Source organism: Alphaproteobacteria bacterium (assembly GCA_019746225.1).
GTDB lineage: Bacteria > Pseudomonadota > Alphaproteobacteria > Paracaedibacterales > VGCI01 > VGCI01.
In genome coordinates this window covers 1-19,323 of the sequence record JAIESE010000066.1, presented here as the reverse complement: position 1 = coordinate 19,323, position 19,323 = coordinate 1, and the positions used below count along the sequence as shown (strand labels likewise).

20 protein-coding genes and 2 tRNA genes are annotated in these 19,323 nt (G+C 43.3%); 17 read left to right on the top strand and 5 right to left on the bottom strand.

What is annotated here, in order from left to right:
- Positions 1-3 precede the first annotated feature (3 nt).
- Genes K2Y18_09730 through lpdA form a run of 3 tightly spaced genes read right to left on the bottom strand, consistent with a single transcriptional unit; the run spans position 4 to position 2,710 of the window.
- Positions 4-435, bottom strand: a complete 432-nt coding sequence (locus tag K2Y18_09730; GenBank protein MBX9806011.1) for a type II toxin-antitoxin system RatA family toxin — start codon at positions 433-435, stop codon at positions 4-6.
- Positions 419-1,321, bottom strand: coding sequence for a lipoyl synthase (gene lipA / locus K2Y18_09725; GenBank protein ID MBX9806010.1), 903 nt, complete (start codon positions 1,319-1,321; stop codon positions 419-421). Before lipA ends, K2Y18_09730 begins: the two co-directional genes overlap by 17 nt.
- A 9-nt stretch (positions 1,322-1,330) precedes the next feature.
- Positions 1,331-2,710: a dihydrolipoyl dehydrogenase gene (gene lpdA, locus K2Y18_09720; GenBank protein ID MBX9806009.1), complete on the bottom strand. Its 1,380-nt coding sequence runs from the start codon at positions 2,708-2,710 to the stop codon at positions 1,331-1,333.
- A gap of 213 nt (positions 2,711-2,923) precedes the next feature.
- Between lpdA and K2Y18_09715 the strand changes: the two genes are divergently transcribed.
- From K2Y18_09715 to K2Y18_09700, 4 genes are read left to right on the top strand one after another with little or no spacing between them, the layout of a single operon-like run.
- Positions 2,924-3,190: a hypothetical protein gene (locus K2Y18_09715; protein ID MBX9806008.1), complete on the top strand. Its 267-nt coding sequence runs from the start codon at positions 2,924-2,926 to the stop codon at positions 3,188-3,190.
- 11 nt (positions 3,191-3,201) lie between these two features.
- Positions 3,202-3,495 carry a hypothetical protein gene (locus tag K2Y18_09710; GenBank protein ID MBX9806007.1) on the top strand — a complete coding sequence of 98 codons (294 nt, stop codon included), beginning with the start codon at positions 3,202-3,204 and terminating at the stop codon, positions 3,493-3,495.
- 24 nt (positions 3,496-3,519) lie between these two features.
- Positions 3,520-4,239 (top strand): response regulator, encoded by a 720-nt coding sequence (locus K2Y18_09705; protein ID MBX9806006.1) that lies wholly within the window; start codon positions 3,520-3,522, stop codon positions 4,237-4,239.
- A gap of 15 nt (positions 4,240-4,254) precedes the next feature.
- Positions 4,255-5,115, top strand: a complete 861-nt coding sequence (locus K2Y18_09700) for an LD-carboxypeptidase (protein ID MBX9806005.1) — start codon at positions 4,255-4,257, stop codon at positions 5,113-5,115.
- On the opposite strand, the gene K2Y18_09695 is transcribed toward K2Y18_09700, so the two are convergent.
- The gene (locus K2Y18_09695; GenBank protein ID MBX9806004.1) at positions 5,112-5,393 is read right to left on the bottom strand and encodes a hypothetical protein; all 282 of its coding nucleotides are present in this window, start codon (positions 5,391-5,393) and stop codon (positions 5,112-5,114) included. The genes K2Y18_09700 and K2Y18_09695 overlap by 4 nt on opposite strands.
- 71 nt (positions 5,394-5,464) lie before the next feature.
- Here K2Y18_09695 and K2Y18_09690 point away from each other — a divergent pair, with 71 nt between their 5' ends.
- From K2Y18_09690 to K2Y18_09665, 6 genes are all read left to right on the top strand, one after another.
- Complete coding sequence (locus tag K2Y18_09690; GenBank protein ID MBX9806003.1) at positions 5,465-6,433, top strand: glycosyltransferase family 9 protein; 969 nt, start codon at positions 5,465-5,467, stop codon at positions 6,431-6,433.
- 136 nt (positions 6,434-6,569) lie between these two features.
- A complete protein-coding gene (gene rpsF / locus K2Y18_09685; GenBank protein ID MBX9806002.1) occupies positions 6,570-7,037 on the top strand; it encodes a 30S ribosomal protein S6 in 468 nt (155 codons plus the stop codon).
- Complete coding sequence (gene rpsR, locus K2Y18_09680; GenBank protein MBX9806001.1) at positions 7,034-7,303, top strand: 30S ribosomal protein S18; 270 nt, start codon at positions 7,034-7,036, stop codon at positions 7,301-7,303. Before rpsF ends, rpsR begins: the two co-directional genes overlap by 4 nt.
- Positions 7,304-7,458: 155 nt before the next feature.
- Positions 7,459-8,355: a hypothetical protein gene (locus K2Y18_09675; protein ID MBX9806000.1), complete on the top strand. Its 897-nt coding sequence runs from the start codon at positions 7,459-7,461 to the stop codon at positions 8,353-8,355.
- Positions 8,356-8,392: 37 nt separating this feature from the next.
- A complete protein-coding gene (gene rplI, locus K2Y18_09670; protein MBX9805999.1) occupies positions 8,393-9,079 on the top strand; it encodes a 50S ribosomal protein L9 in 687 nt (228 codons plus the stop codon).
- 80 nt (positions 9,080-9,159) lie between these two features.
- Positions 9,160-10,137 carry an RluA family pseudouridine synthase gene (locus K2Y18_09665; protein ID MBX9805998.1) on the top strand — a complete coding sequence of 326 codons (978 nt, stop codon included), beginning with the start codon at positions 9,160-9,162 and terminating at the stop codon, positions 10,135-10,137.
- Positions 10,138-10,270: 133 nt separating this feature from the next.
- Here the strand turns inward: K2Y18_09665 and K2Y18_09660 are convergent, their stop codons facing one another.
- Positions 10,271-12,340: an oligopeptide transporter, OPT family gene (locus K2Y18_09660; GenBank protein ID MBX9805997.1), complete on the bottom strand. Its 2,070-nt coding sequence runs from the start codon at positions 12,338-12,340 to the stop codon at positions 10,271-10,273.
- A 181-nt stretch (positions 12,341-12,521) separates the two neighbouring features.
- Here K2Y18_09660 and K2Y18_09655 point away from each other — a divergent pair, with 181 nt between their 5' ends.
- The 7 genes from K2Y18_09655 (at position 12,522) to K2Y18_09625 (ending at position 19,174) form a co-directional block, all read left to right on the top strand.
- Positions 12,522-13,652 (top strand): EAL domain-containing protein, encoded by a 1,131-nt coding sequence (locus K2Y18_09655; protein MBX9805996.1) that lies wholly within the window; start codon positions 12,522-12,524, stop codon positions 13,650-13,652.
- A 39-nt stretch (positions 13,653-13,691) separates the two neighbouring features.
- On the top strand, positions 13,692-14,774 hold the full coding sequence (locus K2Y18_09650) for a trypsin-like serine protease (protein MBX9805995.1): 1,083 nt from the start codon (positions 13,692-13,694) through the stop codon (positions 14,772-14,774).
- 172 nt (positions 14,775-14,946) lie between these two features.
- A tRNA-Leu gene (locus tag K2Y18_09645) sits at positions 14,947-15,033 on the top strand.
- A 382-nt stretch (positions 15,034-15,415) separates the two neighbouring features.
- Positions 15,416-17,068, top strand: coding sequence for a hypothetical protein (locus K2Y18_09640; protein ID MBX9805994.1), 1,653 nt, complete (start codon positions 15,416-15,418; stop codon positions 17,066-17,068).
- A gap of 23 nt (positions 17,069-17,091) precedes the next feature.
- Entirely contained in the window at positions 17,092-17,622 is a 531-nt protein-coding gene (locus tag K2Y18_09635; GenBank protein MBX9805993.1) for a hypothetical protein, read from the top strand.
- A 557-nt stretch (positions 17,623-18,179) separates the two neighbouring features.
- Positions 18,180-18,509, top strand: a complete 330-nt coding sequence (locus K2Y18_09630; protein MBX9805992.1) for a hypothetical protein — start codon at positions 18,180-18,182, stop codon at positions 18,507-18,509.
- A 584-nt stretch (positions 18,510-19,093) separates the two neighbouring features.
- Positions 19,094-19,174, top strand: a tRNA-OTHER gene (locus tag K2Y18_09625).
- Positions 19,175-19,323: the final 149 nt, after the last annotated feature.

Genomic DNA, 19,323 nt, shown 5'->3' with positions numbered 1-19,323 from the left:
ATGTTATGAACTCAACACCTTCGCTCGTTCCTCAAAGGCTGTGATCATTTTCTGGACGGCATCCGTAAATACGGATTGAATCATGCCTTGAAACAAGGATGATTGAAATTCAAAATCGATGAAAAAATCGACATCAACACTATTTGATGAAACCGGCGTAAAATTCCAATAGTTTTGAAGGTGCTTGAAAGGGCCTTTAATGTAAGAAATTTCAATGCGTTCCCCTGGTGTCAGGATTACTTCTGAGCGATAGGTGTCTTGAAAAAGTTTATATCCCACTGTCAAGTCCGCCAAAAATCCACGCTCTGTTACTTTAATAATATCCGCTTCCAACACCCAGGGGAGAAATTCCGGGTACCGTTTCACATCGGCCACGATGGCGTACATGGTTTCTAAGGAGTAGGGCAGGGTGCGGCGTTCAGCGTGTCGCGGCATGTGCTTTGAGCCGTGCGTCTTTTAATTTTTCAAAATCATCGCCCGCATGATAAGACGAGCGTGTGAGGGGGGAGGCGGCGACCATCAAAAAGCCTTTACCACGGGCCATGGAGGCATACTCAGCAAATTCGTCCGGCGTAATAAAATCAATAAGCGGATGGTGCTTTGGGGTGGGTTGTAAATATTGTCCAATCGTAATGAAATCAACGTTGGCGGCGCGTAAATCATCCATGACTTGATAGACTTCGGTTTTTGTCTCCCCCAATCCCACCATAATTCCTGATTTTGTGAACATGGTTGGGTCAATTTTCTTCACTTGATCGAGCAAGCGCAACGAGTGAAAATACCGGGCACCGGGGCGGACCTCAGAATAGAGACGTGGCACGGTCTCGAGATTGTGATTGTACACATCGGGCTTGGCGGCCACGACGATTTCAATCGCCCCTTCTTTTCGCAAGAAATCCGGGGTGAGAATCTCAATGGTTGTGTTGGGAGCGGTTGCTCGGATGGCTTGAATGGTTTGGGCAAAATGGGTGGCACCCCCATCATCCAAATCATCACGATCTACAGAGGTAATGACGATATGGGTGAGTCCCATCTTTCCAACCGCCTCGCCGACCCGTTCTGGTTCGTGGGGGTCGAGGAGATCCGGTCGGCCGGTCTTAATATTACAAAACGTGCAAGCCCGGGTGCATACATCCCCCAAAATCATAATGGTTGCGTGTTTCTTTGCCCAGCATTCGCCAATATTCGGACATGCCGCTTCCTCGCACACCGTGTTGAGCTTGTGGGTGCGCATGAGGGTGGCGGTTTCCTGATATTCTCGCGATACAGGAGCTTTCACCCGAATCCAGGCTGGTTTGCGTTGTATGCTGGTTGTGGTCAACAAACTCTCCTAAAAATGGATTACACGCCCATAGGCATCTAGCACGGACTCATGCATCATCTCAGATAAGGTCGGGTGAGGGAAGATAGTGTGCATCAACTCCGCTTCCGTTGTTTCCAACGTCTTGGCAATGCCAAATCCTTGGATCAATTCTGTCACCTCAGCCCCAATCATGTGTGCCCCTAAAAGAGCACCTGTTTTGGCATCAAAGATGGTTTTGACGAGACCTTCCGTATCTCCCAATGCCATTGCCTTCCCATTCGCTTTAAAAGGGAAGCGTCCCACCTTCAGGTCATGTCCCGCCGCCTTGGCTTGCGCTTCAGTCAACCCGATGCTCGCGATTTGGGGAAGGCTGTAGGTACAGCCAGGAATGTTACGCACATTTAGGGGGTGAATGCCAGGGACGCCTGCGATCTTTTCAACGCAAATAATACCTTCGTGGCTGGCCTTATGGGCAAGCCAAGGTGGGCCAGTCACGTCGCCGATGGCATAAACTCCAGGCTCATCCGTTTGGGACCACTCGTTCACCGTAATCTGTCCTCGATCAATCTTGACTTTCGTTTTCTCGAGACCAAGGTCAGCCGTATTGCCAACAATGCCGACTGCAAGAATAACGCGCTCAAAAGTTTCTTCCTTGCCTTGAAGGGTGACTTTCACGGAGTCTTTACCCTTGGTGAGCTTTTCCGCAGAGGTGCCAAGGAGGAATTTAATGCCCTGTTTTTCAAAGGCTTTCTGGGCAACAGCTGAGATCTCTTCATCTTCTTGAGGTAAGATTCGATTTTGCAGTTCAACCACCGTAACCTCAGATCCAAGCGTGCGATAAAAGCTGGCAAACTCAATGCCGATGGCACCAGATCCAATGATCAGCAAGGATTTGGGCAAAGCTTCTGGCGTCATAGCGTTACGCGCTGTCCAAATCAACTTGCCATCTGGCTCTATGCCGGGCAAGGAACGCGCCGTTGCACCCGTTGCGAGGATAATATTTGGCGATGTAATTGCTTGGTTTCCAGCACTGGACTCAATAGAAATCGCTCCAGCACCCTTCAAACGGGCCGTTCCTTCAAAGACCGTGACCTTATTTTTCTTCAAAAGATGCTTAATGCCCCCGACGAGTTGGGCGGAAATCTTGCGAGACCGATCTACAACGGCTTTCAGGTCAACAGTCACGGGACCAACGGTTAAGCCATAGTCAGCCGCGTGGGCAATCAAAGTCTTGATTTCTGCGGTTCTAAGGAGTGCTTTTGTTGGGATACACCCCCAATTCAAACAAACGCCACCGAGGTTTTCCTTCTCAACCAATGCTGTGGAGAGCCCGAGCTGGCTTGCGCGAATAGCTGCTACATATCCCCCTGGGCCGCCTCCAATTACAACAACATCATATTTGGTCATGGTATTCCATCCATTATTAATTTCCGTACACCTTGTTCTTGCTTAGCATAACTTATCTGATCAAACCAAAATATTAATTTTTTTACCAGTTCAGCCAAAGTGGGAAATAACACTCATCCCACTTGACATTAATCCCACACATACTATATTATAGGTTGTAAGAGCACTAATTTTGTGTAAACACACTTAATTTATAGATATAGGAGACATACCATGAGGTCCACCCAAACACTAAAGCCGGATGCTAAGGGGCGAATATGCCTAGGATCTTTGGCGGAAGGGATTAGTAGCTACCATTTAACATATGATAAGGTATCAGGAAGGATTATTCTCGAGCCTTACGCAGAAGTTCCTTTGCAAGAAGTGTGGCTTTTCCATAATAAAGAAGCATTACGCAGCGTTCGGGAAGGATTAAAACAATCGGAGAACGGGAAGGTGCATGATGCGGGAGACTTTTCACAGTATATCGATGAAGACTAGGTTTTTGATAAATGTTTACACTCCTAATAACAGATAGAGCAAAGGAAGATCTTAGAAAGCTAGAGGAAAATAAACATTTGCAAAAACGTCTAAAGGCGGTTCGAAAGGCACTTGGGTTTCTTCAAGTAAATCCAAAACACGCGGGTTTAAAAACACATAAATACGAGACTTTATCTCGAGAAGTCGGGTATGAAGTATTTGAAGCATACGCAGAAAATAATACTCCCTGTGCTTATCGAGTTTTTTGGCACTATGGGCCTGGGCCAAGAGTGATAACATTCGTCGCAATAACTGCACATCCATGAAATACATATTTAAGGTGGCATACTATGACCCATCCTACCCCCCAGTCTCGGCTTCTTGTTGTTGATGATGATCGACGATTGCGGGAGCTATTGGTCAAATTTTTAACTGAAAATGATTTTTTGGTCTCCTCAGCTGCCAATGCGGCTGAAGCGCGGGCGTATTTGGCCAGTCATTCTGTCGATCTTATGATTCTCGACATCATGATGCCTGGGGAAGATGGTCTGTCATTGACCCGCAGTCTTGGCCAAGATAGCAATGGCAAAAAAAGGGAAGGGGGTCGGAGTGTCCCGGTTCTGTTGCTCACCGCCCGCGATCAAGTGGATGACCGCATCGAAGGCTTGGATGTGGGTGCGGATGATTATCTCACCAAGCCATTTGAGCCGCGGGAATTGTTGGCCCGGATCAAGGCAATCCTACGCCGCTCAACCCCTTCAAAAGCAGCGGTGTCAACCGAATTAACGCTTGGGGCTTATGTTTTTAACCCAGAAACAGGTCTCCTTAACAAAGGGGAAGAAGTCATCTTCTTGTCTTCAACAGAATTGGTTTTGCTGAAAATTCTCGCCCAAAACCCTCATAAGCCCTTTTCGAGGGAAGATCTTGCGCAGCGCATTGGACATCGGGTCAGTGAGCGCACAATTGATGTGCAAATTACGCGCCTGCGCCGCAAGATTGGGGACGATCCCCGTCAACCGCGCTATTTACAAACTGTTCGCCACATTGGATATGTTCTGTCGCCTGATTAACAGGAAAGGTTTCTCATGAAGCACACTTATTTAATAGCTCCGTCAAATCGCATTTCTCAAGAAACGGTCGAAAAAACCAAAGAATGTTATGAATCCTTAGGAAGAAAAGTGACCGTTCCTTCTGATTTGTTTGGGAAAGATCTTCTTTGTGCAAATACAGACGCGGCACGTGCCAAGCATTTGACAGACGCGCTTACCTCTCAAGCTGATGAGATGATGATGCTTATAGGCGGGTATGGTTTAACGCGCCTTATTCCTATGCTTCTTGATTTACCAAAACCGGAAAAGCAGAAAATCATGTATGGGTTTAGTGACGCAACTGCCCTCCATATTTTCTTAAATCAACTTTGGGATTGGCCTTCTGTACACGGGCCTTCGGGCGCCCAACTGTCTATGAAAACCGTAGATACTGACTCTATTGATCGAACTCTTCGAATTCTTGAAGAAGGCCTTGCGGCTTATATATTGCCTGACATCATTCCTTTGAATGCAATTGCAAAGGAGCGCACCAATGTTAGCGGGAAAATTGTGGGCGGAAATCTCACTCTGGTACAGACCTCGCTCGGGACGCCTTGGCAGCTCGATCTATCTGATAAAATTCTCTTTCTTGAAGATGTATCTGAGCGTGGCTATCGCATCGATCGTATGCTCACTCATCTTCGCCAAGCTCAGTTTTTTAAAGGGGTAAAGGCTGTTCTATTAGGAGATTTTGTAAAAGGTGAAGAACCAAACGGCACGAACCTTGTCTGGGATGTTCTCAAGCGGTTTGCAGAAGAATCCTCATTTCCTGTCTTTAAGCTCCCCGGGTGTGGTCATGGGCCTCAGAACTACCCTATCCCCTTTAATTATGAGGTAAATCTCAGAGTTCAAGATTAAGGACGTCTCAAGAAAACCATGTCGTTGATGACAGATTGCGTGAGAATAGGGTTGCGGTGAAAGCGAATATAATCCTGAAATATTTTAACATTAGCTTCGTATGACTCGCGTCCAGCGACCAAATCGACATTAAAGCTCAAATATTTGCGGCGCATGATTTCGGAGAGATCGATGTCGATATCGAAAGAACCACACTCATAACAGATGACATGATAAGCTCCACCAACGATTTGATCGCCGCGTTCTTTCAAAAATTTGTTACAAATTGGACAATTCACGAGCATTTCCTATACCCTTTTACACTTTTCTCTTCTATATTATGCAAAATGTTTGCTTAAGGAGGCGTTAATTGAAGCTGTTATTTATTACATCCAGCCGGATTGGGGATGCTGTTTTGTCGACAGGTTTGCTTAATGATATGACTCAAAAGCACCCAGGCATTAATGTCACGGTTGCAGCTTCCCCTCTTACCTTGCCCTTATTTGAGGCTGTTCCCCATTTAAACCGCCTGATTCCCATTAAGAAGGGGTCATTCAGCCGTCATTGGGTGGATTTATGGCAGCAGTGTCGCAAAGAGCGGTGGGATATCATCATTGATATTCGGGGCTCTCTTGTCTCTTATTTTCTCGATACCCCCCAGCGGTATATCTGGAAATCCACGAAAGCCATGGACCACCGTGTGAATCAATTGGGCCGGCTCATTGGGGTGACGCCACCACCGGCCCCTCATTTATGGCTTGGGACTTCCCACTTACAAAAAGCCGAGTCGTTGATTCCAGGAAAACAGCCAGTCTTAGGGCTCGCACCCGCTGCGAATTGGATTGGCAAACAATGGCCTGCTGCCTCTTTTGCGACTTTGGTGAATACCTTTTTGATAAATCATGATGCCAAAGTAGCCATATTCGGGGCTCCTCAAGAAAGAGCAATGATTCAGCCGGTCTTGGAAGCCATCCCCGAAAATAAACGCATTGACTTGGTTGGAAGCCTCTCACTGCTTGAAATTGCGGCCTGTTTAAACCGATGTCAGGTGTTTTTGGGCAATGATTCCGGCTTAATGCATATGGCTGCTGCCGTTGGCACGCCTTCAATTGGGCTGTTTGGCCCCTCTGATGATCGCCTTTATGCTCCTTATAGTCCTCCAGATAAGCTCATTCATCAGGTCATTCGCACGCCCGAATCCCTTGACGATCTTAAGAAGATCCCTGACTTTGCCTTTGATGCACCCCGTACTTTTATGGAAAATCTCAAACCAGAGACGGTCTTAGAAGCGCTAGAGACGATGTGGAAAAAGCAAGCAGGTCTTCTCAAGAAGTCTTAGACCTAATAAATTCTTGATTTTCTTAAATCCTTCAGCCTATAGTGATGGCGAACTCATCAAAAATTAATGAGTCCCCTTGCCCGCAGGATGTGGGCTGTGACCTGAATTTTCAGGTCATCAACCGTAAGGAGGCATTATGAACTGTTACGAAACTGTATTTATTGCCCGTCAAGATTTGACAAATGCTCAGGTCGAGACGATGGCAAATACCTTTACCCAAGTGATTAAAGATCACAACGGCGAGGTTAGTAAAACCGAATTTTGTGGTTTACGCAACTTAGCTTATAAAATTAAGAAAAACAAAAAAGGTCACTACGTCTTGATGAATATTTCGTCTCCCCCTGAAGGGATTACGGAAATGGAACGTCAAATGAAATTGAGTGAAGATCTTTTGCGGCACCTAACGGTGCGTGTTGAAGCGTTGGACCCAAATCCTTCAAAGTTAATGCAACGTGCCTATACTGATGATCGCTATCGTGGTTTTGATGATGATCAAGATGACCTATTGGGTGATCAACCTCTCATTGAACCCCTCTTAACCGATAGACCTTCCCGTCCACGTTTTCAAGCAGACCCCACCAATGATGAAGGAGAAATTGCATGAGCTCGAATTACGAATCCAATAATGAAGAAGCGGGCGGTCCCGTTCGTCGTCAATTCTTTCGTCGTCGCAAAACATGCCCTTTTTCTGGTGAACACGCGATTCCGATTGACTATAAGGATGTCAGATTGCTCGGGCGCTTTGTCTCCGAACGGGGCAAGATTATTCCAAGCCGAATCAGTGCTGTGTCTATGAAAAAACAACGTGAATTGACAATTGCCATTAAGCGGGCACGTTTCCTTGCCCTAATGCCATTTGTATCAGACTAAGCTGTCATCGATAGAAAACCAGAGATAACCCCGCTCTCCTGAAAGAGCGGGGTTTTTTCATAATTTTTAGGGAAGACTTGAGAAACATCTCTATAGTAGACTGAAGCCTGAGGTCTCAGGTTAGTAGTTAAAGACAACGTTACAGTGAGTGTTATATGAGTATGGATCGCATCAATCGACTCGACCCGAGCCTTCTTGCGGTTTGCGGGGGTGCTTTGTGTGCAAGCTTCGCTCTTTTTCCGCCAAATTTTAATATCCTTTCTTTTTTGCTCATTTATTTTGCTGCCCTTCCTTTATACTTTGTTGGTTTTTGCTGGGGATTTGGCCGACTCATTCTTGCAGTATTAGTTGCTCTTGGTATTTTCACAATAGGTGCAGGTCTTCAATCTGGGCTTGTTTTTTTGTTGACGACCCTGTTGCCTGCTTTGCTGATTGTATACCGAATCGAGAAGGGGGACCCAGCGGGTTATGTCGTGTCCTGGGTAACAGGATTAACAATTCTTACTTTCCTTGGCATTTTCATCGTATTATCAGCTCAGTCTATCAATGTACTCGATCTTTTGCATGCTTGGTTTTCTTTCTTTAAAGAAGAGGAGGCCTTCAAGCATTTGAGTGGGCAGATTATTCCGCTTATTCCCGGCCTTTCCTCCATTACCTGGATCATGATGTGTTTGGTGAACGCGGCATTGGCGGCGCGCTTAGCGATACGCACACAGCTCTCTAGGCGCCCCTATCCGTTGCCGACAGATACGAAACTCTATGAAAATTGGGACATTTTATTAGCATTCAGCTTTATTCTTATGTTGACAGGGGTTCCTTTTCTTGCTTTTGTGGGAAAAAACATGGCTTTAATGACCTATGTTCCGATATTTCTTGTGGGGCTCACAGCAGTCTATGCTTGGTTGGAGCAGTTTGAAAATCCAAAGCTGTGGATTACCATGATTGCCATCATGTCGATTTTCCTTGTGTGGCTTGGGATAATTATTGTAATATTTGGGGTTTTAGAACCAACGCTCCATCTCCGTCAAAGATGGACGCCCAATAAAAGTTGATATTAGTAGAAATTGGATAGATTAGGGGAGATTTAAGATGCAGGTTATCTTGCTGGAAAGAGTTGAAAAATTAGGCCAAATGGGCCAAGTCGTTACTGTTAAAGCTGGATATGCCCGCAACTTCTTGTTGCCTAAAAAGAAAGCTTTGCGCGCCACGAAACAAAACTTAGGTTTTTTTGAAAATAAGCGCGTTGAATTTGAAGCCTCCAATTTGAAGCGAAAAGCGGAAGCTGAGGTTGTTGGCAAAAAGATGGAAGGCATTATGATCAGCTTGATTCGCCAAGCCAGTGAGATGGGACACCTATACGGATCCGTTCGGTCAGCTGACATTGCGCAAGGATTGTCTGATGCAGGTTTTCAAGTGTCTCGTGCTCAAGTTCAAATTGATGTTCCTATAAAATTTTTGGGAATGCATCAGGTACGCGTTCTTCTCCATCCAGAAGTATCATTGATCGTGAATGTTAACGTTGCTCAGTCAGAGGAAGAAGCTGCCGTTCAAGCCGCTGCGAAAGCAAAAGCGGATGCCGCACCTGCTCCTGTGACCGCCGAAATAGTTTTTGGAGCAGATGAAGCTCCTGCGAAAGCCTCTTCACCAAAAAAGAAAGCTGCAGCCCCAAAGAAGGCGAAAGCAAAAGCTGAAGGCGACGCTCACATTGAGGACGCCGAAGACGCTGATGCCCCTGTAGGAGACCTTCTCGTTGATGATGCAGAGCTGACTTCATAAAGTTTAATAATTCTCTCCTGCTTGCCCAATCTGGTTTTTCAGATTGGGCATTATTTTATTAGAAAAAGACTCATAACCCCATGGCCAAGTCATTCTCAATACCCTTAACCGTCGAAGACAGCGAAGGCATGCGCCTGGATCGGTGGCTTCGTAAACAATATCCAACCCTTTCTCAAGGGATTATTGAAAAGCTTTTGCGTTTGGGTAAAATTCGTTTAGACGGTAAGAAGGTGGCTTCTGGGGCACGGATTTCTATTGGTCAAGTGGTTGAGGTTCCCGATACAATTGATGCGGAGATTCACAAACCCGTAGCGCCCCGTAAGCGTGTCATGGAAGCCATTACTGCAGAAGATGAGGCCTACCTAGAGTCAATGATCATCTGGGAAGATGACGACATTCTCGTGCTTAACAAGCCCGCAGGGCTTGCCACACAAGGGGGCAGCAAAACCTTTCGCCATTTGGACGGGCTCCTAACAGCTTACGGCATCAAAAACGGCACAAGGTATCGGTTGGTTCATCGCTTGGACAAAGATACGAGTGGCGTATTTGTCGTTGCTAAATCCAGTGAAGTGGCAACGTATTTAGCGGAAAATTTTCACCGAGGGGACGTCAAAAAGATCTATTGGGCCCTTGTGGTTGGACAACCCAAGCCCGGCCAAGGGGTAATTGATGCGCCGCTCCTCAAAGGGGGTGACGGCAATAATGAAAAGGTTTCCGTAACCAAAGGCGGTAAGCCTGCCATCACGAACTATCGCACCATTAAGGGGCTACAGAAGCGCGGGATCGTTCAATTTGCATGGTTGGAATTTGCTCCTGAAACCGGGCGTACCCACCAGTTGCGTGTGCATGCAACTTATATTGGGCACCCCATCCTGGGCGACGGAAAGTATGGCGGCCAAGAAGCCACAGCCTACTGCCGTCAGCTCCATCTGCATGCGCGCTCCATCTCCTTCCTAGATCGTTTGACAGGGTCTCCTTTAACCTTCGTAGCACCTCCGCCGGAGCATTTTGAGATGACCTTGCGAGAGTTTAAGGTCGACTGGGAACGCATGAGTTAACGGTAACCTCCGTTAAATTTGGAGAAATTAAAAGGATAAGCTAGATTTCAATGGGTAAATCCTTGAAACACACTGCATGAAGCAGACATTATTTTAGGGTGAATATTGAAACCCAAACTCTATATACCAATCTTTACCCCTCTTTCACCCGCGTCCCCAATCGATAGAGATATACAGCGATTGCAAAGAATGTTCCTACCCCTAAGAGGGTAGCCGTTTGCTTAAAAGAGGGTCCAACGATGGCCAGGATGGTGGTGCTCTGATAGGCAGCAAACGGGATGGCTAAGAGAATGCCGATGATCGCATCGCCGGCAATCAGGCCTGATCCAAACAACAATCCTTGTCGTTCGGTTTTTGCTTCAACATCTGCGAAAGATTTTCCAAGTTTTTTGCGTTGAGAAGTTAGCATTTTTCGGGCGACATAGTTGACAAGCCCGCCTATGACCAGGGTCATGACAACTTCCATCGGCAGGTAAATTCCAAGAGCCGTGGCCATGATGGATAAGCGGTATTCCGAATTTCTTTTCGCCAAAATGCACCGGTCAAAGAGGGCGATTCCCAACCCAATAGCCATGCCGATAAACACCAAGAGCCAATCAAGGGTATGAGAGAAAACCCCTTTTGCAACTGAAGCCATTAAAGTCGCCTGAGGGGCGGCAAGGGCGTGGGAGGGATCCATACCAAGACGCGGGAAACTTTCTCCGATCCCATACGCTTCATAGAGCAGCTCTAAGATCGGCGCAATAACGGAAGCACCAGCCAATACCCCAACAATCAATGTCACCTGTTGTTTCCAAGGGGTAGCGCCCAAAACATAACCCGACTTCAGGTCTTGCAAGTTATCACAACTTAAAGCAGCTGCGGTTGCAACAACACCGCCAATGATGATCACCGTGGCTGCTAAACTTAGGGATTCAGCTGTTTCTCCACCAAAATTTATTTCACCCCCTAACAGAACCAATAGGGTTGTAGATACGGCAAGAATCGCTGCTATTGTAATGCCGGATAACGGATTCGCAGAGGAGCCAACAATTCCAGCCATATATCCCCCAATGGAGGCACAAATAAATCCAATAAAGAGGGAGAGAATTGTCAGAATTGATACGGTTGTCCAATACAACCCCGATGTGATGGAAAGATTTGCAGTTCCTAAAACGTTATTAAAAATAACAAAGATCGGCACGGATAAACAAATGACGCCAAGCAAGACGTACGTCATGGGAATGTCATAATCTGTACGAATAATGGTAATAGTTTGCCCTAAACGCGATTTTTGGATGGCGGCAAAAGAAGCCGCAATAGACGTTCGGATAGGATTAATTAAGGAAAATAGGGCAAACAATCCCCCAAATATCATCGTCCCAACACCAATGTACCGAAGCTTGGCAAGACGGATGGCCGTTGCATATTCAACCGCACTAGCATCAACGGTTAACCCATAGTCTTGAGGAGAACCAAAGTATGCATATAAAGGGACGCCAACAAACCAGGCGATGGTCGTACCAAGAAGAAGATTGATGCCTATCTTCATTCCCACGATATAACCAGCCCCAAAGAGAGCTGCAGACATACCGGTGCCGAGTCCAAAAATGGTTCCTCCAAAATAAAGCCACCCTTGGATAGACTCACCGAAGATATGAAGTCCCGTCTGGCAAAATTTAAAGATACTCGCGATCAGTGCCCCAAGGCTAAGGAAACGCGTGCCTGATTTGTCACCATGAGTAATTTGGTCTCCGGCCTTCAAAACTTCTGCAGCGGCGAGTCCTTCAGGAAACTTGAGTTGTTCATCAATAATAAGAGCACGACGTAATGGAATGGAAAAAAGAACGCCTAAAGTTCCCCCAACGGCGGCAATTGTGGTAATTTGCCAGTATCCAAATTCTTTCCAATAACCCATGACAACGAGAGCAGGGATCGTAAAAACGATGCCAGTAGCAACAACATATCCCGCAGAGGCTATCGTTTGAACAATGTTATTTTCCAATATGGTTGATTGACGGAACATCCGTAAAACAGCCATGGAAATCACTGCCGCCGGAATCGAGGCCGAAATCGTTTGCCCCATTTTTAGCCCCATATAGGCTGTAGATCCAGCCAAAACAATAGCAAGAACGATGCCGAGAAGAACGGCTTTGAGTGTCGCCTCAGGCAAACTCTTAGAGGCTGGAATATAGGGGCTAAATACTTGTTTGGTTGTTTTCACGGACACATACTCCTTTAGCTGCGGTTGTTGCTTTTTCAATGAGTGTCAATCCATTGTAAAACATAAAAAAAACAACAAGCTGTTATCATTTAGTTAAAATTTTATCATATTAACCGAATCTCAACTATTATCCAGGTACTCTACCTCATATATAGACAAGCCCAATTTAAAAGGAAAGGCTTTGGAAACTTCTCAACCCAATAATCGTGAGCTCTCGCCCTTGCGCCGTTTAGGTCCGCCCATTTTATGCGGTCTAATTGGCATATTTATCACGATTGTCATTGGAAATATACCCCACAACTATTCCTATTTTGCTCTCGGTGTGACGTTAATCATATTTATTGTTGCGCATGTCCTATGGTTTCACAAGGTGATTCAGTCCTTGCGCCAAGATCTTCAAAAAACAAGTGATCGTCCTAAAACATCCCCCTCTTCTCATATCTCTTCAAGAGAATCTGATCTTGAGAGTACACATGAAATTTTGATTGAAGCAACATTCTTTCAACTTTTGATAGAAGGGCTCAATTTAGAGCATCCGCCTCACTTACAAGCCTTAAGTCTGCAGGACAACAAGACACATCTTATTCAAACAGAAGGTTTGGTAACCCTCCTTCGAGAAAAGCAACTCGAGATTTTGACAGAACCCATTGTGACTCTTCCTCAAAAAAGGTTGACCTTTTTTTCCTGCATTCCTTGTGTCACGGTTGAAAATGGCATGATTATTAATCTCAATACTTTGGCGGGCTCGACCAACAATCTGGCTTTCCTTCAATCCATTGAGCGGATGATTTTGTTTCAGACTTTGCAATTTGTGCGTCTTCACCATGCCACACACCCCACTCATGGGTTTGTTTGTTCCCTTCCACCTTCCATATATAAGGATCAAATGTGCCTTGAGGAGTTCATTGATTTCCTCCAAAACAGTCATTTTCCTTATTCCGGATTGATTTTTGAGATTCCTTTAAATAAGCCAGCAGCTTCCTTTCATAAACTCATTAAATTAAGTCAGCATGGCGTTCGGTTTATCGGGAAGTGGCAAGATGAGACATTACCAGAGAATTTGGCAGACCTTGCCCTACAATCTTTGGACTTTATAAAATTGCCTTATGGTGATGTATCGACATGGCTTAGAAGACAACCTCGTCGTAGAAGCTTAGAATCTCTTCAGCAGATCCTTGAAATTTCGCCTCAAGTCATTATATCTGATGTTGATCAAGAACAAGATTTGTATCATAAATTACCTTTAGCCTTTGATTATGCTTCGGGTCATGCCTTTGGGGTACCAAAATCTCTTTATCACATTCAGGTATAGACATGAGCGCCAAGCGAGATCTTATTTCAAGGAGCAATTATGTTATCTAGATTTATTGTTCTTTCATGGATTTGTTTAACTTCGGTTCAAGCCATGCTTTCAGATGGTATTCATCGTGAAGAAGACTATGTGAAATTTGTAGAAACTCAAGAAGCTTTTATGGCGAGTTGCTCTGTTTATGATCATCATCGAAAGATATTGCAAACGGGCGTCCTAATTGCTCCTGATATTGTTATGACCGCAGCTCATGGATTTGAGGGGGCGTATGGAAAAGATGGAAGGCCGCATTTGGGCGGAGTTATTGTTGGATTTGGGAGCACAATTTCCCACGAATCTCCACAAAATTATAAGGCGAAGGCTTTGCGAACCCATCCCAAATATTACAGTACAGCCTTTCCCATGCAGGCGAAATATGACATCGCGTTTTTGAAACTCACAACACCCGTGATAGGCGTAAAGCCCGTACCTTTATTTGAAGAAAAGATTTTAGAAATCATTCCCCCCCTTTATGTCGCGACATTTGGACCTGCGGATATACCCCACGGTAATCCAGTCGAAAGAAGAGCATTCGTCCTGCCAGAATCTGATGTATTTTCAATTGTTGGACGCGATCCTGAAGCCTTATATGATTTTAAAACTGTGTTGATGGGGTCCATATTTTTTGAACCCAATGATCATCTAAAACCTGTAAAACCCCATGGGATGGAAAAGGAGTTGCGCACATACCTTGCCAACAAACAATGGCAAAAAATCAATAAACCACCTTATGCGTTGGGGTTGCCAGGAAGTAGTGGAGCGCCTGTTTTTATTAATTTAATTGAAGATGGAGTCACCAAAACATACGTTTTTGGGATTATTCAAAGTTTTTCTCACTTATCGGCCTCTTCTTTTCGCCATCCGACAGGTGAAAGAGAAACGCGTCGTCTTTTAAAGAAGAAATACTTTAAATTGTATGGGAATTATCAAACAGTTTTTTGTGTGCCTTACAAACTCTATCTTCCTTTGCAGGCCTACAAAAATCCCCCTCGAACTTATCGTCTATCTCGACATGTAAAAAAGATTCTAGAAGAGTTAGGGGATAAGAAGATGGTAACAAAGAAAAGCCCATCAAGCCGATTATGAGTCAGATAATACAGCCAAAAGGGCCCCCGATTCGTTGAGTCCACTTCTCTAACATAAGGTCTTTATTCACCTTAATGGCATTTTTCTATTGAACTTATTTGTCAAATGGGTATGATTCGTTGTAGTTAACCGGATTGCAAGCCGGTTAACTATTTGCACGAAGTAATTTCGTGCCCTTGTGGCGGAATTGGTAGACGCGGCAGACTCAAAATCTGTTGTTCGTAAGGACGTGGGAGTTCGATTCTCCCCGAGGGCACCAACTAAATCAGCTGTTTGAGAGGATTTCGCCAGATCCCTCAAAATCTTTAGAAAAAAAATGTCACCAAATTGTCACCAACGTGTGAGCGTTTAAGATTTGTGAAAATTTTTCATATATGAACCACATTTCTATTCGCAATCTCTTCTTCAGGGGACTGGGAACATGAGGTAAGTAACTTTTTGTTACTTATTCCAAGTTACATAATCATCTGGAGTAGAGTTTTTACAGTAAATTAGCAAAATTAATGTTCCTAATTCTGCTGGTTTTCATAACTTATCCATTATTGGATAAAAATAGCACATTATAAGGCATTTTTTAAGACAAATTGACTTTAACTGAAAACATATAGTACATATAATTCTTTATTGATGGGACTTAAATTATGATCATACGCATATTTAAAATTAACTACATTTTCCTTTTTGTTTCTCTGATGGCTCTGTTCTCTTCCTCAAACTGGGCTGTGGACGATTTAGATGATACGGCTTCAGGTATGCCTCATCGGGTGATGAGGTTCCAACTCGGCTTTGAGTTTCAAGAATCAAATGGGCTGTGTGAATGGGCTAAGAACATACCTGATGTTCAAAAAAAACCAGTATTTCTTACTCTGCACCAAGGTTCTAGTCGGCCTTTGTGGCATGTCGTCATTGATGGTAATGATATAGAGTTTGTGACACGTCCTTTTACAGATCAAGAGGAAAATCTATTAGACAAATGCATACAATCTATCCTTCATTCATTTAATATTCTTCGGGGTCTTATTTCCCAATTCGAGAGCACAACATTTGAACAATGGCTAGGTGAAATAGAGAGAGACGCCGCAGCACAAAGATCACCATTTCTCTTTCAATGCACTTATCTCTTTAAAAAAGTAGGAGGTGAATATATTAAACCCCCATCAGCAAAATGGAGACCAAGATTTTCTCCCCAAGCAACCATACAACACCCATTAGAATGTACTATACCCTTGTATTTCAGTTTGTTTGGGTTTAATTCCGGTTATATGTTTTCATTTGCTGCAAGTCTTCCTGCCCGAGATAGCTTTTTAAAAGCATTATCAACCGCAGATTCTAAGTTTATTGAAAAATTGATAGAAGGGTATGAAAATAAACTTCATGGATTGATTTTTCTACATGCCTTAACGTTAGTACGAATGACGCCCGAAAAAGATGAAGATGACACGAAACTTTTAGAAGAAACGCTCAGCTTCCTTAAGTCCTCTTCCCAAGTAGACTCAAAATTGAAGCTAACTCTTATGTCACGCCGCCCCTTTTCATCCATGTTTCGCGATCTTCATCTGGATATACAAGGTACTTATTGTAAATATTTTCAGTACATCATGTCTTTAAATAGTCGCTTCAATGCTTCACTCATCCCCACCCTTTTTAACAGAACAAATTATGCTGAGCAGTTTTTCGCAGATGACTCCCCAAAGTCCTTTACAAAGCTTTTCCCTTACTTCCGTGAGGAATTTGGAGTTAATAACAAAAAAATATTAGAAGAATTGCTTGAAAAGGGTGTCATCAGTACAACAATGCTAAGAAATTTTAAAGATGAAGTCAAACTAGATACTTCTCTGCCTGTCGTGGCATTATTCGAAAGACTTTATGAAAATGCAATAAATACGGTGCAATTCCCAGAAAAAAGGCATATAATAGATCCAGATGAGGTTCAAATAAAGTGTATTCAATCAATATATGATACCTTATCGCCACCTTGTTTTTTGGACTTGGATAATTCAATGGGAAGATTTAAAGAAGAAATACCTGAGAATGAGAGAAAATACGGGGAAGCTATTATTGAGGTACGGGGTATAAGCGATGTGCAACCTTGGTTTCTTCAAAAATGTGAATTAGACCCAGATCTAGTGGGTGATTTTCTTAGAAGACCAAGCGAAAATCTGAGGCTTGAAACAATAAAACTGTTCAGATTTTTAAAAAGTTTTGGTACTTCTAGGAATTTTGGTACCTCTAGAGATAAAGTAGAAGTATATTATTTGGGTATTCCTTCTGCATTATATAACTTTAACTTCTAAAGAATAAAGAAAGGAGTCAGGACATGTTTGCAAATTTAAAATCAATTGGACTTTTAGTAATTGTTTTGCAACTCGTAGCTGCTACCAATGCCTGTAATGATACATATTTAGATCGTGAGGCTGGAGCATGCATTGCAAAACTAGGAGCTGGTATTGTTATATCACAAGAATCAATAATGGACCGCCTTGGATTTTTATCTGACCCACAAAAAGTAGATAAAAAATATCATCAAGTTGCAATATTTAAGGAGCTTTCTCAAAGAAGTCAGGAAAATTTGAAAGGTTCGAAGTTCCCCATATTTGCTAAATATTGTGAGACACTTTTCGATAACAGTAATGATTTAGAAACTCAAGTTGCTCTTCATATGCTCCTGGAAAGAGTATATGATAAATATTCTACTGAATTGATTAAATTTGAGAGAATATTAGCACGAGAGAGATTAGCTGCTTCTCAGCAAACAGCAACAAGCGTTGTACAGCCAAGTGCTGAGTTTCTTGAAATGTTTTCACATGCCGACAAGGGGATTAATACAAGTATTATTCGCTCACACTAAAAGATAACAAGGCCCTCGCAAAATTTCACAGTAAGTGCGTCATGAGCTTTCTAAATTATTCGTTTCTAAACTATCAACAACGAAGCCTACATAACTAAAAACTCTGAGAGGAGCTCTGGATTTGGGAGTTTTGGGGCCAGAATTTCCTTAATCTATATAAGTAAATATAAAATTAGCTTGTTTGTTAACAATTATTCACATATTTTGAGAATCAAAGAATTTTGATAAATTTTTCTAGTTTTAAATTCAAGGACCATAACATGCTATTTAAATTCTTTCTTGTCATGCTCATACTTATCCACATCGGGTTGTGTTCTGAAAGGCCAACTCAACCTGAACCGTCTTCGAACAATTCCAACCATAGTCATTCTAAAGGTGTCTCATCCCCTGTTTCAAAGATTACGAATTAAAGAAGTAAAATAGGAAATACGCCTGCAAAACTTGGTGTTTCAAAAGATATAAATGGTGACTCAGAAAGGTCAAGGGCTCAAGTAATTTTTCCTCATCATGAAATTGACGATATTTATGAGGCATTTGGGGGTAACTATGAAGAGGGAATGTGGGTACTAACAACAAGATATACAATGCGCCGATTAGCACATTCTGCCAGCAAGGATAACCCTGTAGGTATACTTTATCTTGCTAACGCGCTTGATTACTTGAGTTCAGCTACTGAAAGCCTTTGTCTATTAGCCAGACGATTGTACGAAAGAGCTTTTCGTTCTTTAGAAGTCGTTGCATCTCAAACAGGCGATCCCTTAACTACCGCAAAGGCAAAATTTCTGCTTGCTAAAGAGTATTTTACTCCTGCATATCTGAATCATGCTAAATACATTCCAAATAAGAATGATATTGCATTGAAGCACCTAGAAAATCTTACCAGCTGAGAAGCAATTTTATTGGCTTATACAATAAGAGTTAGGCATGATCTCAACCCAACACCTTCATTTGAAGATTTTCTTCATGAAGAAGATTTAAAAATGCATCCCTGGGGATTCCTAAGGGCCCTTAATTTATTTCCGCTTAGTCTAAAGTCAACGATTGAAACTCTAGAAATAGCCATCTACAAAGGGAATCATCCTGCTTTATTAATGAGTTTAGTTGGTTATTACAGGCAACACTATGAACGAACAAATGACGAATCTTCTAAAGTAAAATGCCTAAGTTTGCTCGAGAGGGCTGGAGACTTAGGACACCCACTAGCTTATATAGAGATGGGGGCATTTTATGTTCGTTACAGCCAGCTTGCGCGTTCCTTTGACTTCACTGAGGTAACGCCCAGTGATTCAGAAAAATGCAAAGAGCTTCTAGAAAAGACCAGAATACTCCATTTTCCGGAAGCTTCTTACAATTTTGGGAATCATGTTTATCAACAGTATAGATATGTTAGAGATACTGTCTCTGCAAGTAGTCAGGTATTTTTAAGTCAAGCCATAGAATATTATAAGGAAGCAGCCCGAGAAGGTTTTTGGCCTGTATATGGAATATTGAAACAGACTCAAAATCTGTTGCTCGTAAGGACATGGGAGTTCGATTCTCCCCGAGGGCACCACAGTTTTCTTGGCTTTGATCGATTTCTTTAAAACAATAAAAATATTCCAGGTAGCAAATAGGTAGCATCGGGAATTTTGTTTTAGCAAACTTCCTAGAGTAGGTATTGACAGAGAACAGATCTAAAATTGTTCATCTTGAGTTTCATTA

Coding starts and splice junctions, on each gene's coding strand:
- K2Y18_09730 (MBX9806011.1), bottom strand. CDS start 435: ATGCCGCGACACGCTGAACGCCGCACCCTGCCCTACTCCTTAGAAACC.
- lpdA (MBX9806009.1), bottom strand. CDS start 2,710: ATGACCAAATATGATGTTGTTGTAATTGGAGGCGGCCCAGGGGGATAT.
- K2Y18_09715 (MBX9806008.1), top strand. CDS start 2,924: ATGAGGTCCACCCAAACACTAAAGCCGGATGCTAAGGGGCGAATATGC.
- K2Y18_09710 (MBX9806007.1), top strand. CDS start 3,202: ATGTTTACACTCCTAATAACAGATAGAGCAAAGGAAGATCTTAGAAAG.
- K2Y18_09705 (MBX9806006.1), top strand. CDS start 3,520: ATGACCCATCCTACCCCCCAGTCTCGGCTTCTTGTTGTTGATGATGAT.
- K2Y18_09700 (MBX9806005.1), top strand. CDS start 4,255: ATGAAGCACACTTATTTAATAGCTCCGTCAAATCGCATTTCTCAAGAA.
- rpsF (MBX9806002.1), top strand. CDS start 6,570: ATGAACTGTTACGAAACTGTATTTATTGCCCGTCAAGATTTGACAAAT.
- rpsR (MBX9806001.1), top strand. CDS start 7,034: ATGAGCTCGAATTACGAATCCAATAATGAAGAAGCGGGCGGTCCCGTT.
- K2Y18_09675 (MBX9806000.1), top strand. CDS start 7,459: ATGAGTATGGATCGCATCAATCGACTCGACCCGAGCCTTCTTGCGGTT.
- rplI (MBX9805999.1), top strand. CDS start 8,393: ATGCAGGTTATCTTGCTGGAAAGAGTTGAAAAATTAGGCCAAATGGGC.
- K2Y18_09665 (MBX9805998.1), top strand. CDS start 9,160: ATGGCCAAGTCATTCTCAATACCCTTAACCGTCGAAGACAGCGAAGGC.
- K2Y18_09650 (MBX9805995.1), top strand. CDS start 13,692: ATGTTATCTAGATTTATTGTTCTTTCATGGATTTGTTTAACTTCGGTT.
- K2Y18_09640 (MBX9805994.1), top strand. CDS start 15,416: ATGATCATACGCATATTTAAAATTAACTACATTTTCCTTTTTGTTTCT.
- K2Y18_09635 (MBX9805993.1), top strand. CDS start 17,092: ATGTTTGCAAATTTAAAATCAATTGGACTTTTAGTAATTGTTTTGCAA.
- K2Y18_09630 (MBX9805992.1), top strand. CDS start 18,180: ATGTGGGTACTAACAACAAGATATACAATGCGCCGATTAGCACATTCT.